Raw genomic sequence first — 13,393 nt, 5'->3', positions numbered from 1 at the left:
GATCCTGAAACAAGGTCAGGATGGCGCTGCGTTGGGCGGGCGGCGCCTGCCCTCACGCCGCCCCAGCCGCCGTCACGCGCCCGCTGCGCTCGAGCTTGCCCCAGCCGACCAGCCAGCCGCCGATCGCCGCCGCGATCGCGCGCAGCACCACCCAATACATGATCTGGCGGTACACCAGCCGCTGAGCCACCAGCAGATGCGCGGGATAGCGCGCGCGATGCCCGTCGAGGCGATAGGCGATCCAGCCACACAGCACGTCAATGGCGGTGAAGGCGACCCAGTAGACGCCCATGCGCGCGACGTCGCCGCTGGTCTGCGCCCAGCCGTGCTGCGCCACGCGCAGCGCGGTGCCACCGATCGAGACGAGCAGCGCCAGGTCGATCAGCGGCGAGATCGCGGCGAAGGCGATCTGGAACAGCCACGCCTGCGGCAGCCCGACCAGCGCCAAGCCGGAGGGCTTGCGCGTGCGCAGCACCGCGCGGTGCTTCCACAGGCATTGCAGCGTGCCGAACGCCCAGCGGAAGCGCTGTTTGGCGAGCGCGCGGAAGCTCTCGGGCGCCTCGGTCCAGGCGATCGCGCTCGGATCATAGGTGACGCGCCAGCCGGCACGCTGGATCGCGATGGTGAGGTCCTGGTCCTCCGCCAACGTGTCCTCGGGATAGCCGCCGACCGCGTCCAGCGCGGCGCGCCGCCATGCGCCGACCGCGCCGGGCACCACCGTCATCGCGTCGAAGCCCGCGAGCGCGCGCCGCTCGAGGTTCTGCGCGGTGATATATTCCACCGCCTGCCAGCGCGTCACGAGGTTGACGCGATTGCCGACGCGCGCGTCGCCCGCCACCGCGCCGATCCGCTCGTCGGCGAACCAGCGCGCGAGGCGGCGGATCGTCGCCGGCTCGAACTGCGTGTCGGCGTCGAGCGCGATCACCACCTCGCCGGTCGCCGACAGCAGCGCGCGGTTGAGCGCCGCCGCCTTGCCGCCGTTGACCAGGGTGAGCAGCCGCACGCGCGGGTCGTTCGCGAAGGCGGCCTGGACCACCGCGCTGGTGCGGTCCTTCGAGCCGTCGTCGGCGACGATCACCTCGAGCTGGGGATAGTCGCTCGCCAGCACACGCTGGATCGACGAGACGATCACGCGCTCCTCGTTGTAGGCGGGGATCACCACCGAGACGCTCGGCGCGAACACCGGCGGCTCGGGCCGCTTGCGCCGCGCCTGCACCCAGGCGAGCCCCGCCATCAGCACCGCGCGCGCGATGCCGAGCGAGATGGCGAGGTAGAACAGCCACGCCAGCGCCCCCGCCAGCGCGGCGAGCACGACGAATACCGCCACGTCGGTGCGCACCGCCCAGAGGTCGCCCTCCGCCACCGGCGGCATCGCCTGTGCCGGACTGGCGCCGACCAGCTGCGAGGCGGTGACGAACGTATAGCCCTCGCCGCGCAGCTGCCGGATGATGCGCGGCAGCGCCGCCACGGTCTCGGACCGGTCGCCGCCACCGTCGTGGAGCAGGATCACGTTGCCCGACTTCTCCGGGGTGGCCGAGTGGACCTGATCGAGCACCTGCTGGACGATCGCGTCCTCGCCCGGCCGCTGCCAGTCGTTCGGGTCGACGTGGAGGCCGACCACCGTATAGCCCGCCTGCTGCGCCTGCAGCGCGGGCTCGAGCTCGTCGGTCGTGGTCGGCTCGGCGTCGCCGAAATAGGGCGCGCGGAACAGCGTCATCGAGCGGCCGGTGTAGGCCTGCACCAGTCGCTGCGTGGCGTTGAGCTCGAGCGCGGTCTCACGCGGCCCCAGCCGCGCCATGTTCGGATGCGTGTAGCTGTGGTTGCCGATCTCGTCGCCGTCGCGGACGATGCGGTTGAGCAGAGCGGGATGCTGCAGCGCGTTGCCGCCGATCACGAAGAAGGTCGCCGGCACGCGCGCCGCCTCGAGCACGTTGAGAATACGCGGCGTCCAGGTCGCATCGGGGCCATCGTCGAAGGTCAGCGCCAGCTTCTTCGGATCGGCGGCGCCGGCGCGGCGGACGACATAAGGGGTCGGCAGCGCGTCGTAGCGCTCACGGCGAATCAGCCCCTGTTTGTCGGCAAACAGCGTGCGTTGGCCGGGCGTGGGCGTGGCCGTGATGCGCAGGATCTCGCCCGAGCCCTCGATATCGGTGTTGAGCAGCGAGGCCGGACGGCGCAGGTCGGGGCGGCCACCCGTGCGCATCGCGACGAGGTCGGCCCAGAAGCCTTGGTCCTCGCTGCCCAGCCGCCACAGCGCGACGCCGCCGATGTTGAGCTGGCGCAGCACCTGCATCTCGTTCCAGCTGGTCGCCGCGTCGAGCATCCAGATGGCGTGGCGCTGACCGTCCTCCTCATCATAGGCGAAATTGGCGTTGCCGCTGGCGGGATCGAAGCTGATCGGCGCCTCGCTGTCGTGCGCGGCCAGCCATGCCTCCTCGATCGACAGCGCGTCGGTCGAGTCACCGTGCCAGTCATAGGCGTAGCTGCCGAGCGCGACGACCAGCTTCTCGGCGGGCACGACGCGCCGCGCCGCCTCGACCTCGCGGATGAACCAGTCCTGCGCCGCGATCGGGCCGGGCGTGCCGCCCTCCCAATGCTGGTCATAGGCCATCAGTATCACCTTGTCGGTCGCCTGCGCGATCGCGGCGAGCGGCCAGCTGTCGTCCTCCGCGGGGGCGGTCACCGCGAGGGTGGTGCCCTTGGGCATGGCGGCGTGGAGCGTGCGCAGAAAGGCGACATAGGGGCGCATCGCGGTCTCGGGCAGCGACTCGAAGTCCATGACGAGGCCGCCGGCACGCCGCTGCGCGACGTACGCGGCGAGCCGCTGCGCGAGCTGGGACCGTGCGCGCGGATCGGCGAGCAGCGCGGCACTGCCCTTGCCGTCCCACTGCTCCTCGCCGAGGTTCTGCACCATCGGCAGCACCTTGGGGGCGTGCGGCAGCGCCGCGAGGCTGCGCTCGAAGGCGCCGTCGCGCTCCACGGTGACGCGATGCTGCGGCCCCGCAACGCTGACCAGCGCCGGCACGACCCAGTCGAGCGCGGCGGCGTTGCGGCGGAAGGAGGCGAGGCTGTCGTCGTTGCCCGGCACGTAGAAGGCGATGCTGAGCGGGGCGTTGGCGGCGCTCTTCCCCGCCGCGCGGCGGTGCGGCAGCCAGGCGGCGAGACCGTGGCGGCGCTGCTCGCCGCGCGCCGCGGCGGCATGCGCGCGCGGCAGCGGCAGGCGCAGGTCGACCCCGCGCGGCACCGCCACCAGCGTCGTCGCGAAGGCGATCGCGGCCGCCACCACCGCGATCAGCAGCGCCGCGATCACCCGTTTGGAGCGGCGGCTGCGGCGACCGGTGGGATCGAAGAAGACGGGGGCGGACATGGGCTGGCCTTGCATGGGCGCGCGACGCGCGGGAACAATCGTCCTCTACCGCGGCACGGATAATCGCTGCGTGGGCCGAGGCTTACAAGTTCGTCATGATCCGGTTCGGCGGGTGCGGAGGGCGCGCCGGCGGGCGTAGCGCGCTAGCCCAATACTCCCGACCGGTACCAGCGCCGGATCGCGGGCAACCGCGTCAACTCGCAGCCGCAGCGCCGGCAGCGCGCGTGCGCGGCGCCGTTGGCGTCCACCGTCACTCGGCGGGCGGGCAAATGGCGTCCGGCGCGGCAGTCCGCCGGCATCGGCTCGGCCCCGCCCTCGGTCTGCGGCTCGGCGTCACCGCCGGCGCGCGCGCCCAGCCCCGCGAGTCTCACGACGAGGCCAGGTTGAGCAGGGCGTCGACCGGACGCGGCGGCGTCACCTGGAAGCGCGCCATCATCCCGCCCGCGCGCGGTGCCGGGGTCGCCGCCGCGGATGGCTTGCCGACCAGCAGCGAGAGGTCGCGCAGCGCCTTGATCATCGCTAGTCCGCGCGGTGCGGCGATGTAGCGCGGCTCCCACTCCGGCGCGAACTTCTCCTTGTAGGTGCGCAACCCGCGGAAGCCGTAGAAGCGCTCGCCGTGGTGGAAGATCAGCGCCGCCGCGCGCGCCCAGGCGGGGGCGAGCCGCCGTCCCGCGATGCCCGAGAGCGGCGCGATCCCGAGCGAGAAGCGACGGTAGCCGCGCTCGCGCGCCCAGTCGATCAGGTGGACGAACAGGAAGTCCATCGTTCCCGCGGGCATGTCGTCGCGGTGGCGCATCAGGTCGACCGAGGCCTCGTTGCGCCCCTCGGTCAGCCACAGGTTGGCGAAGGCGACGATCCGGCCCTCGACGCAGACGAGCGCCATGTCGAAGCGGCGGAGATAGTCGCGATCGAAGCGGCCGAGGCTGAAGCCCTTCTCATTATGCCCCTTGGCGCGCATCCACTCGTCCGAGATGGCGGCGAGCTCGTCGATGATCACCGGCACCGCGGCGGCGGGCACGATGCGGAACTCGGCACCCTTGCGCGCAGCGGCGCGCTCCGCCTTGCGCACCGAGCGCAGCCGCGGCACGTCGAGCACGAACGATGGCAGGTCGACGATCGCCTCCTCGCCATACTTCACGATCTGCAATCCCATGCCGATCGCGAGATCGAGCACCAGCCCGGTGACCTGATAGAGCAGCAGCCGGCCCTGCGCGCGGTCGGCGAGATCGCGGATGCGCCACAACAGCTCGCCCCAGGTCTCGGCCGGGCCGATCGGGTCGCCCATGATGATCCAACTGGTGCCGCGCACCTGGTACATCAGCATCGCGCGTCCGTCCTCGGAGAGCAGGAAGCGCTTGTCCCCGGTCAGCGCCAGCATCGCGTCGGTGCGTTCGGCGTTCGCGAGCACGCGCGCCACCGCGGCGGGATCGGCGGGCACGTCGGGCACGCTGCGCGCCGGCCCGAGCAGCCGCCACATGGCCACGGCGGCGAGCATCACCGCGACCGCCAGGGTCGCGCGGAGGAAGCGCGGCGCGTCGCCGTGCAGCGCGAAATGCCACCACAGATCGTCGTCGTACGGCACGTGGCGATAGGCGATCAGACCGACCCAGGCGGCGACCCCGACCGCGACCGCCACCGCCACCAGCCACGCGCTCGACAACGGCGCCTGCGTCAGCGCGGTGCGACGATAAAAGGCACCGCGGGTCCATTGCAGCAGCGCGGCGAGCGCGAGGCACACCGCGGCCTCCTCGTAATCGATGCCCTTGGCGAGCGAGAAGGCGGCGCCGGCGAGCAGCAGCGCGCGCGTGGCGACGAAGGCGCCGTCGAGCCGGCGGTACAGACCAGGCGCGAGCAGCAGCAGCCCGGTACCGACCAGGCTGGCGGCGACGTGGCTCGCCTCGATGAAGGGCAGCGGCAACAGCGCGTGGAGCGCGCCGATGCGCGGCGCCAGCGCGGGCAGCGAGCCCGACAGCAGCAGCATCGCGCCTCCGGCGAAGCTCGCCGCGGCGAGCACCAGCGGCGCCACCTCGCTCGCCAGCGCGCTCGAGTCGCGCAGCAGTCGCGGCACGCCGTGCTGGCGGCGGCCCTCGTGCCACGCCAGCAGCGCCACGCCGAGGGCGAGCGGCAGCACGTAATAGACCAGGCGGTAGGCGATCAGCGCCGCCACCAGCGCGGCGCGGTCGCCCGGCACCACCGCCAGCACCACCGCCTCGAACACGCCGATCCCGCCGGGAACGTGAGTCACCAGCGCGACCACGATGCCGAGCGCATAGGCCAGCACGAAGGCGGGGAGCAGCGTGACCGGGGCGTGCGGGATCAGCACGAACAGCGCCGCCGCGGCCGCCGCGGTGTCGACCAGCGCGATCGCGATCTGCGCCATCGCCTGCGAAGTGCTCGGCAGCGGCAGGGTGAAGCGCCAGACGCGGAGCGGCCCGCGCGCCATGCCGCAGGCGGCGACCAGCGTGACGACGCCCGCGAGCACCGCGGCGCCGATCGCGTGCGCCGCGGCAGCGCCCAGCGTCATGTCCGCGAGGGCGATCGGGCCGTCGCGCAGCGTCAGCGCGGCCCCCGCCACGGTGACGACGCCGAGCCAGAAGGTCGCGCTGGCGATGCCAACGACGCGCGCGACGTCGGGGCCGTCGAGGCCGGCGGCGGTATAGACTCGGTACCGCGCCGACCCTCCCGTGAGCAGCGCGAGCCCGAGATTGTGCGACAGCGTGTAGCTGGTGAACGACCCCAGCGCGGCGACGCGCCAGGGCATTGGTCGACCGATAACGCGCAGCGCCATCGTGTCGTAGAGCGTCAGCGCCAGATAGCTGAGCGCGGTGAAGCCCAGCGCCAGCGCGATCTGCGTACCCGACAGGCCGTGGATCGCCGCGCGGACGTCGGCGAGGCGGATCTCGCGAGTCAGCCGCTCGATCGCGGCGAAGCCGAGCCCGAGCAACAGGACCACCGCCGCCACGGTGGCGGGGGTGCGATAGCGTTCGAGGCGGGCGCGCAGCTCAGGCATGCGGCGGCTGCGCGACGCGGTGCCACAGCTGCGAGCGGCACACGAGACCGTGGAGGATGCAGCCCTTCACCCGCAGACCGTCGCTGCCGACCGGCTCGATCTTCGAGTAGAAGCGCCGGCCCATGTCGGGGACGAAGACGGTTCCGACCCAGCCACCCGAGGTCGGTCGGTAATTCTCGAGCAGCTGGGTGCCGATCAGCCCGGTGACACCGCCCTCGCGCGCGTCGGCCTGCGCCTCGGTGCTGGCCCAGACGATCCAGCCGCACAGACGGTCGCCGCACGCGCCCGTCCGCACCGCCACCGATCCATATGGATTGAGCCACGTTCCCAGCGGGCTCGCCGCCGGAGCGGCCGCCGCCCCGACCGGGAGCGCGAACGCCATCGCCGCCGCGATCGCCGTCGCCATCATCCCGCGCATGCTTCTCACGTGTTCAATCCCCTGCTCTGTTTGAGCGACCGTGTAGGACGGCGCGCATTGCGAGAGGCTCGTCGTCGACTGAATTATCGGTAATGTGGCGCTCAGCCGCCCTGCCGGATGGCCTGCCACAGCGTCGCGCACAGCCGATCCGGGTCATGGTTGAGGTAATGGTCGCCGGGCAGCGTCACGACGCGCACGTTGCGCTGGCGCCACCGCGGGCACAGGCTGTTGGCCTCGGTCGCGCCGTGGACGCACAGCACGGGCGCCCAGTCCACGCGGCGCGCGCTCGGCAACGCGGCGCGGTCGGGCGGGCCGTCGAACAGCCCGCCCGGGCTGGCGCGGAACAGCAAGGTGTCGCCCGGCACCGCGAAGATCAGCTGCGGCACGCGCGCGCGCAACGGCAGCGGCAGCAGGCTCGCGCCATATTGCAGCATGTCGGCGCCGAACGACTGGCCCACCAACAGCACACGGTGGGCGCCCGGCAGCGCGAGCGCGCGGTGAGTCGCCTCCGCCACCAGCGCGGCCGCCTCGGCGGGGCTGCGCCCCTCGCGAAAGGCGGTGAGCGAGTTGATCTCGAGCACGGGCATACCGTGCGCCGCCAGCATGCGGCCGATGTGCGGCGTCATGCCCGCGTCGAAGCCGGAGTCGCCCGAAAACAGCACCGCCACCATACCGCGCTGCGCCGGCGAGGGCGCCGTCGCCGCCGGCACCAGCCGGTACATCGAGGGATTGTAATAGCCGAGCTCGCCGAGATAGCCGAGCACCAGCAGGCCCCCCGCGGCGAGCAGCGCGAGCGCCGCGCCGAGCGGGTTGCGGCGACGCGGCGGCACGGGAAAGTCGGTCATGGCTCAGGCACTCAGCGCGTAGGTGATGACGAAGCAGGCCGCGGTGAGCAGCAGCATGGCGAGGATGAAACAGGCGTCGGCGAGCTGCTCCATCAGGTGCAGCCGCCGGTACGAGGCGCCGCGCAGCGCGACATAGGACGTCAGCGTCGCGACCAGGAACAGCAGCGAATCGATCGCGAGCAAGTCGTCCGCCACGCCGGCGCGACGGCCGCTCGCCACCCCGAGGTGGAGCAGCCCGATACCGGTGAGGCAGACGCCCACCATCGCCGAGGCGATTGGGCAGATTAGCCGGCAGATGCGCTCGTCCAGTGCGGCGCGGGGGGTAAGCGGCGGCTCCATCAACCCCGCCCTGCCCGCCGCCGCCTGCCAGCGCGCTGACAAAAACATTAGCGATTCGTCATCTTACGCTCATCGCTCGAACAGCCGTGCGCTGGCACAACAGGCTCGACGCCCCGCGCCGCGGCGTCAGCGGAGACCGTCGCGCATGGCCAGCCACCCCGTCCACGCTTTCGCCGCCCGCCTGCTTGGCAAGTCCCCGGCGGCGCTGGACGCGGAGGAGCGCCGCGTTCTTACCAAGATCGAGGAGCGGCTGCCGATCGCGCGCGACGCGGGCGACGTCGACGACGAGACCGCGACGCTCGGCGACCGGCTCGCCGATCGAGTCGCCGCAGTGGGCGGCTCCTGGGGCTTCATCCTGGCCTTCACGCTGCTGCTGATCGGCTGGATGCTGCTCAACAGCGGCGTGCTGCCGCGGCTCGGCCATGCCTTCGACCCCTATCCTTTCATCTTCCTCAACCTGATGCTGTCGACGCTGGCAGCGATCCAGGCTCCCGTGATCATGATGAGCCAGAACCGTCAGGCGGCGAAGGATCGGCTCGCCGCGCGGCTCGACTATGAGGTCAATCTCCGCGCCGAGCTCGACATCCTGCGGCTGCACGACATGATCGAGCACATGGTCGCGGCGCGGCTCGACGAGTTGCTCGAGCGCCGGCCGGCGGCATCATGACGAGGCTTAAGCCGCTCGACCGTGCGGTGCTCGCCTCCGCGTTGCTCGCGGCGCTCGGCTCGGCGCTGGCGCTACGCGGCGTCCACCAGCTCCACCACGCCCGCGGCGACTCGGTCGGGGCCACCTTCGTCGCCACCGCGCCGCCCCGCGGTGTGATTCCGATGGTGACCAGCCTGCGCGCGGGCGGGCCCGCGGAGCGCGCCGGGCTGCTCGTCGGCGATCTCGTCGAGCGGGTCGACGGCCGCGCCCCCGCGACGCTTGCGGAAGTACAGCGCGAAATGGCAACACACCCGCGGGTGAAGCTGGTGGTGCGGCGCGGCGCGCGCGACCTGCCGATCGAGGTCCGCGGGCGGTGAGAGGAAGAGCGTGTCGCAGAAGATCCTGCTGATCGAGGACGATGCCGCTACCGCCGACTTCGTCGCCAAGGGGCTGAGCGAGGAAGGCTTCGTGGTCGATCGCGCCGATAACGGGCGCGATGGCCTGTTCCACGCCACAGACGGCAGCTACGATTGCGTCGTGCTCGATCGCATGCTGCCCGGCATCGACGGCATGGCGGTGCTCGCCGCGATGCGGGGCGCCGGCATCGAGACGCCGGTGATCGTGCTCTCCGCGCTCGGCTCGCCCGAGGACCGCGTGAAGGGGCTCACCAACGGCTCCGACGACTATCTGGTCAAGCCGTTCGCCTTCGCCGAATTGCTCGCGCGCATCCGACTGCTGGTCCGCCGCGGCCGCAGCGCGCCGGCGGTGGAGACGGTGCTGCGCTGCGACGACCTCGAGGTCGACCTGCTCGCGCGCCGGGTCAAGCGTGACGGCAAGACGATCGAGCTGCAACCGCGCGAGTTCCGGCTGCTCGAGTTCATGCTGCGCCACGCCGAGCAGGTGGTCACGCGCACGATGCTGCTCGAGGGCGTGTGGGACTATCACTTCGATCCCGGTACCAACGTGATCGACGTGCATCTCAGCCGGCTGCGCAAGAAGGTCGACGAGGGTTTCGCGCGACCTCTGCTCCACACGGTGCGCGGCTCGGGCTACCGGCTCGGCGTGAATCCCTAAAATGCGCGCGCGCTGAGGTGCACTGGCGCTCGACCACGGCGCGCTTCGCCGCGCTCGTCTTCCTGCTGCAAGTGGCCGCGGCGGCGACGCTGCTGCTGACGCTGCGCGCGATCGTGCGCGGCCAGGTGTACGATCGCGCGCTCGCCACCGAGGAGGTGTTGCGCCAGGACCTGCTCGCGATCCAGAGCGACGCGGGCACCGCCGGGCTGGCGCGCGCGATCGAGCTGCGCGGCGCGCGCCCTGCCCGCGCTGGCGCGGTGGTGCTGCTGGCGGACGCGGCGGGCAACAGGCTGGCGGGCAATCTCTCCGCCTGGCCGCCCAACATCTTCCCCGACGACGGCACGATCGCGGTAGAGCTGTACCGCCGCCGCCACGACGCGCCCGAGGCGATGCTGGTACGCGCGACGCGGCTGCCGGGCGGCGCGCGGCTGCTCACGGGCAGCGTGGTGGAGGGCGAGCGCCGCACCGTACGCCTGCTCGAGGCGGCGATGCTGGTGGCCCTGTCGCTCGCGATCGCCTTCGCCGCGCTCGCCGCCTGGCTGGCAGCGCGGATGATCGTCACCCGACTGGACGACACGGTGACGACGCTGCGGGCCGTACGCGGCGGCGATCTCTCGCGCCGCGTCGCCGACGATCGCAGCGGCGACGCCTTCGCCCTGCTCGCCGACGCGGTGAACGCCACGCTCGACCGGCTCGACTCGCTGGTCAGCGAGCTGACGATCGCCACCGACACGCTGGCGCATGACCTCAAGTCGCCGCTGACGCGGCTGCGCTCGGCGCTGGAACGCGCCGCGGCGCAGGTCAGTGAGCCCGCTGCGCAGGAGGCGGTCGACCGCGCCCTCGGCGAGGGCGAGCGCGTGCTCGCGCTGGTCGAGACCGCACTGCGCATCACGCGCGCCGAGGCAGGCATCGGGCGCGAGTCGTTCGCGCCGGTCGACCTCGCCAACGAGCTGGAGCAGCTCGCCGAGATCTACGGGCCGCTCGCGGAGGATGCGGACCGCGCCATCCGTGTGGTCGCGCCGGAACCGCTGACGCTGCCGCTGCATCGCGAGCTGATCGCGCAGGCGCTCGGCAACCTGATCGACAATGCGCTGAAATATGGCGCCGGCACGATCACGCTGTCGCTCAAGATGACGCCGAATGCCGCTACCGTGAGCGTCGCCGACGAAGGTACCGGCATCGCGCCCGAGCATCGCGCCGTCGCGCTGAGCCGCTTCGGCCGGGTCGACGAGGCGCGGGGTGGCAACGGTGCCGGGCTGGGGCTCTCGCTGGTCGCTGCGGTGGCGCGGCTGCATGGCGGCAGCGTCACGCTCGACGACGCCGCGCCCGGACTAATGGTGGCGCTGGAGCTGCCGCTGCGGTCGTGAGGTGAGCGCGGGCTGTAACCCGATGGGACGAGGAGGCGGATGGGATCGTGCAACGGGCATGCCCGAAGGCCGGAGCTCAGATGCGGGACGCCGATGAGACCCACGACCTCTTTCGCAACTGGGCCTCGGCCATCGCCGGGCACGCAGGGTGGCTCGAGGTCGCGACCTACCGACCTGGCGCTCTACGCCTCCTGCGGCGTTGCTCCGGCCCTTCTCGCCTATCCCTGACCCGCGGTGATCTTGGCGATCTCGCGCGCGACCATCTGCTCGACCAGTCGCGGCAAATTGTGATCGAGCCAGTCGCTCAGCATCGGGCGCAGCATGTCGCGCACCAGCCCCTCGAGCGTGCCGTCGCTGTCGGGCTCGGGCTTGACCACCAACCGCGACAGCGCGCCGAGCGCACCCCGGGTCGCCTCGACCGTCGCCGGCGACACTGCCGGCTCGGGCACGGCCGCGTTGGCTGCCGGCGTCGATGCAGGGCCCGCCGCAAACGGCGGCGCGAAGCTGGGCTCGGTCTGAGTGAAGCTCGGCGCCGGCGGCTCGGGCGCGCGCTGCTCGGCCGCGCGCTGCTCCGGGAAACGTGCGGGCTCGGGCGCGGGCGTCGGCGCGGCAAGCGAGTCGTTGAGCTCAAGGACATGGTCGCGATCGTGGCCGCCGAGCGGACGCGGCGCGGGGCGGCGCGGCGGCTGGGCCTCGCCCTCCTTGATCACGCGCTTGATCGAGGCGAGGATGTCCTCCATCGAGGGCTCGGCGTTCAGATCCGCCATCACTTGGTCCCCACAGCGTGTTTTCCCGCGCTAGATCAAGGGCGCGGCCGGTCCACACCTGTCGTCAACGCGGGTGATCTGTCAACATTGCTCTCGAGCAGAGGATCCAGCTCGCGGGTGACCGTGGCGTCCTGCGCACCGATCGCGGCGGTGCTGGCGGCGACCGGCTCGGCCGCGCGGGTGCGCGCGAAATCGTTGAAGCGCCCGCGCGTCGCGCGATAGTTGACGGTCGGGTCGTACAGCGCGCCGCCGTCGAGCCCGAGGTCCTCCGCCTCGGCATGGCCCATCGCCGCGAGCAGCGAGAAGCCCGCGACATAGGCGTCGCGTCGCGCGCTGACGAGCGTCACCTGGCTGTTGAGCAGCTCCTGCTCGGCGTTGAGGATGTCGAGGATGGTGCGCGTGCCGACACTGTTCTCCGCGCGGACGCCCTCCAGGCTGAGCTTGTTGGCGTTGACGGCCGCCTCGGCCGAGGCGATCACCTCGAGCGACGAGCGCCACACCGCATAGGCCGAGCGCGCCTGCGCCACCACCTGGCGCTCGGCGCCGGTGGCCTGCTCGATCGCCTGGCCGCGCAGTTCCTGCGCCTGGCGCAGCTGCGCCGCGACACGTCCGCCTTGGAAGATCGGCAGGTTGATTGAGGCGCCGATCGCGGTGGCGGTGCCGGTCTGGCCGACGCCCAGGCCCGCAGCGTTGCCGCGCCCGAGCGTGCCGAGATAGTTGAAGTAATTCTGTCCGATCGTGGCGCCGAGCTGCGGCAGGCGGCCCGCGCGCGCGACCTTGACGTCATAGTCGGTCGCCTCGCGCACCTTGCGCGCCGCGAGCAGGTTGGGATTGTCCTGCAGCGCGATCTCGACCGCGGCATCGGCGCTGTCCGGCAGCTTGGGGAGCGCGGGCGGCTGCTCGAGCGTGCCCGGAGGAGCGCCGACGAGCCGGACGTAATTCTCACGGCTGGAGATCAGCGTCGCCTGCGCCGACTGAAGCTGCGCGCGCGCGAGGCTGAGCCGCGCCTGCGACTGCGCCACGTCGGTGCGGGTGAGGTCACCTACCTCGAAGCGGTCGCGGCTGGCGCGCAGGTTGGTCTCCAGCACGCGCACGTTCTGCGCGTTGAGCGCGACGATCGCCTCGTCGCGGATCACGTTGTTATAGGCGCCGACCACGTCGGTGAAGGTGCTCGCCTCGACGCCGCGCAGGTTGGCCAGCCCCGCCTCGACCCGCGTCTCGGCGGCGCGGACGCCGTATTTCACCCGTCCGCCCTGGTATATCGGCAGCGTCACCCCGGCCGAGGCGCTCAGCTGGCGCTCGGGCGTGGTGAAGCTGTTGCCGCCGCGCAGCAGGTTCTCGTTGAGTCCGGTCGAGGTCGACAGCACCGGCCGCCCGCCGGCGCGGGCGATCGGCACGTTCTCGTCGTTGGCGCGCTGCGCCGCGCGCTGCGCCGTCAGCGTCGGGTTGTTCTGATAGGCCTTGGCCAAGGCGTCGCGCAGCGTCTCCGCGGAGAGCGGCGTGCTCGCCAGTGCGAGCAGCGGGAGCAGCGGCAGCGAACGTCGGCGCAAGCGGATACCT

At 72.1% G+C, this 13,393-nt stretch carries 12 protein-coding genes; 4 read left to right on the top strand and 8 right to left on the bottom strand.

Annotation, left to right across the window (positions count from 1 at the left end):
- Nucleotides 1-52: 52 nt before the first annotated feature.
- The 6 genes from FHY02_RS19120 to FHY02_RS19095 all read right to left on the bottom strand — a co-directional run bounded on the left by FHY02_RS19120 (nt 53) and on the right by FHY02_RS19095 (nt 7,979).
- Complete coding sequence (locus FHY02_RS19120) at nt 53-3,367, bottom strand: glycosyltransferase (RefSeq protein ID WP_183925218.1); 3,315 nt, start codon at nt 3,365-3,367, stop codon at nt 53-55.
- Nucleotides 3,368-3,510: 143 nt separating this feature from the next.
- On the bottom strand, nt 3,511-3,738 hold the full coding sequence (locus tag FHY02_RS19115; protein WP_183925216.1) for a hypothetical protein: 228 nt from the start codon (nt 3,736-3,738) through the stop codon (nt 3,511-3,513).
- Nucleotides 3,735-6,377: a bifunctional lysylphosphatidylglycerol flippase/synthetase MprF gene (gene mprF, locus FHY02_RS19110; RefSeq protein WP_183925214.1), complete on the bottom strand. Its 2,643-nt coding sequence runs from the start codon at nt 6,375-6,377 to the stop codon at nt 3,735-3,737. Before mprF ends, FHY02_RS19115 begins: the two co-directional genes overlap by 4 nt.
- Nucleotides 6,370-6,795, bottom strand: coding sequence for a DUF2147 domain-containing protein (locus FHY02_RS19105; RefSeq protein ID WP_409314213.1), 426 nt, complete (start codon nt 6,793-6,795; stop codon nt 6,370-6,372). Before FHY02_RS19105 ends, mprF begins: the two co-directional genes overlap by 8 nt.
- 101 nt (nt 6,796-6,896) lie before the next feature.
- The gene (locus tag FHY02_RS19100) at nt 6,897-7,640 is read right to left on the bottom strand and encodes an AcvB/VirJ family lysyl-phosphatidylglycerol hydrolase (protein WP_183925212.1); all 744 of its coding nucleotides are present in this window, start codon (nt 7,638-7,640) and stop codon (nt 6,897-6,899) included.
- A gap of 3 nt (nt 7,641-7,643) precedes the next feature.
- Nucleotides 7,644-7,979, bottom strand: a complete 336-nt coding sequence (locus tag FHY02_RS19095; protein WP_183925210.1) for a hypothetical protein — start codon at nt 7,977-7,979, stop codon at nt 7,644-7,646.
- 145 nt (nt 7,980-8,124) lie between these two features.
- Between FHY02_RS19095 and FHY02_RS19090 the strand changes: the two genes are divergently transcribed.
- Genes FHY02_RS19090 through FHY02_RS19075 form a run of 4 tightly spaced genes read left to right on the top strand, consistent with a single transcriptional unit; the run spans nt 8,125 to nt 11,066 of the window.
- Complete coding sequence (locus FHY02_RS19090; protein ID WP_183925208.1) at nt 8,125-8,646, top strand: DUF1003 domain-containing protein; 522 nt, start codon at nt 8,125-8,127, stop codon at nt 8,644-8,646.
- Nucleotides 8,643-9,002: a PDZ domain-containing protein gene (locus FHY02_RS19085; protein ID WP_183925206.1), complete on the top strand. Its 360-nt coding sequence runs from the start codon at nt 8,643-8,645 to the stop codon at nt 9,000-9,002. The genes FHY02_RS19090 and FHY02_RS19085 overlap by 4 nt, the downstream gene beginning before the upstream one ends.
- Before the next feature lie 10 nt (nt 9,003-9,012).
- Nucleotides 9,013-9,699 (top strand): response regulator transcription factor, encoded by a 687-nt coding sequence (locus FHY02_RS19080; RefSeq protein ID WP_183925204.1) that lies wholly within the window; start codon nt 9,013-9,015, stop codon nt 9,697-9,699.
- A 17-nt stretch (nt 9,700-9,716) separates the two neighbouring features.
- Entirely contained in the window at nt 9,717-11,066 is a 1,350-nt protein-coding gene (locus FHY02_RS19075) for a HAMP domain-containing sensor histidine kinase (RefSeq protein WP_183925202.1), read from the top strand.
- Between the two features lie 218 nt (nt 11,067-11,284).
- On the opposite strand, the gene FHY02_RS19070 is transcribed toward FHY02_RS19075, so the two are convergent.
- On the bottom strand, nt 11,285-11,833 hold the full coding sequence (locus tag FHY02_RS19070; protein ID WP_221198733.1) for a DUF2497 domain-containing protein: 549 nt from the start codon (nt 11,831-11,833) through the stop codon (nt 11,285-11,287).
- Nucleotides 11,834-11,868: 35 nt separating this feature from the next.
- On the bottom strand, nt 11,869-13,383 hold the full coding sequence (locus tag FHY02_RS19065; protein WP_260159336.1) for a TolC family outer membrane protein: 1,515 nt from the start codon (nt 13,381-13,383) through the stop codon (nt 11,869-11,871).
- Between the last annotated feature and the right edge of the window lie 10 nt (nt 13,384-13,393).

The organism is Sphingomonas sp. BK069 (assembly GCF_014193405.1).
Classification (GTDB): domain Bacteria; phylum Pseudomonadota; class Alphaproteobacteria; order Sphingomonadales; family Sphingomonadaceae; genus Sphingomonas.
Note: the sequence above shows the minus strand (reverse complement) of the source record. Positions and strands in the feature narration are given on the sequence as shown.

Excerpts from the sequence above, each read along its gene's own strand:
- FHY02_RS19120 (WP_183925218.1), bottom strand. The coding sequence starts at position 3,367 with ATGTCCGCCCCCGTCTTCTTCGATCCCACCGGTCGCCGCAGCCGCCGC.
- mprF (WP_183925214.1), bottom strand. The coding sequence starts at position 6,377 with ATGCCTGAGCTGCGCGCCCGCCTCGAACGCTATCGCACCCCCGCCACC.
- FHY02_RS19105 (WP_409314213.1), bottom strand. The coding sequence starts at position 6,795 with ATGCGCGGGATGATGGCGACGGCGATCGCGGCGGCGATGGCGTTCGCG.
- FHY02_RS19100 (WP_183925212.1), bottom strand. The coding sequence starts at position 7,640 with ATGACCGACTTTCCCGTGCCGCCGCGTCGCCGCAACCCGCTCGGCGCG.
- FHY02_RS19095 (WP_183925210.1), bottom strand. The coding sequence starts at position 7,979 with ATGGAGCCGCCGCTTACCCCCCGCGCCGCACTGGACGAGCGCATCTGC.
- FHY02_RS19090 (WP_183925208.1), top strand. The coding sequence starts at position 8,125 with ATGGCCAGCCACCCCGTCCACGCTTTCGCCGCCCGCCTGCTTGGCAAG.
- FHY02_RS19085 (WP_183925206.1), top strand. The coding sequence starts at position 8,643 with ATGACGAGGCTTAAGCCGCTCGACCGTGCGGTGCTCGCCTCCGCGTTG.
- FHY02_RS19070 (WP_221198733.1), bottom strand. The coding sequence starts at position 11,833 with ATGGCGGATCTGAACGCCGAGCCCTCGATGGAGGACATCCTCGCCTCG.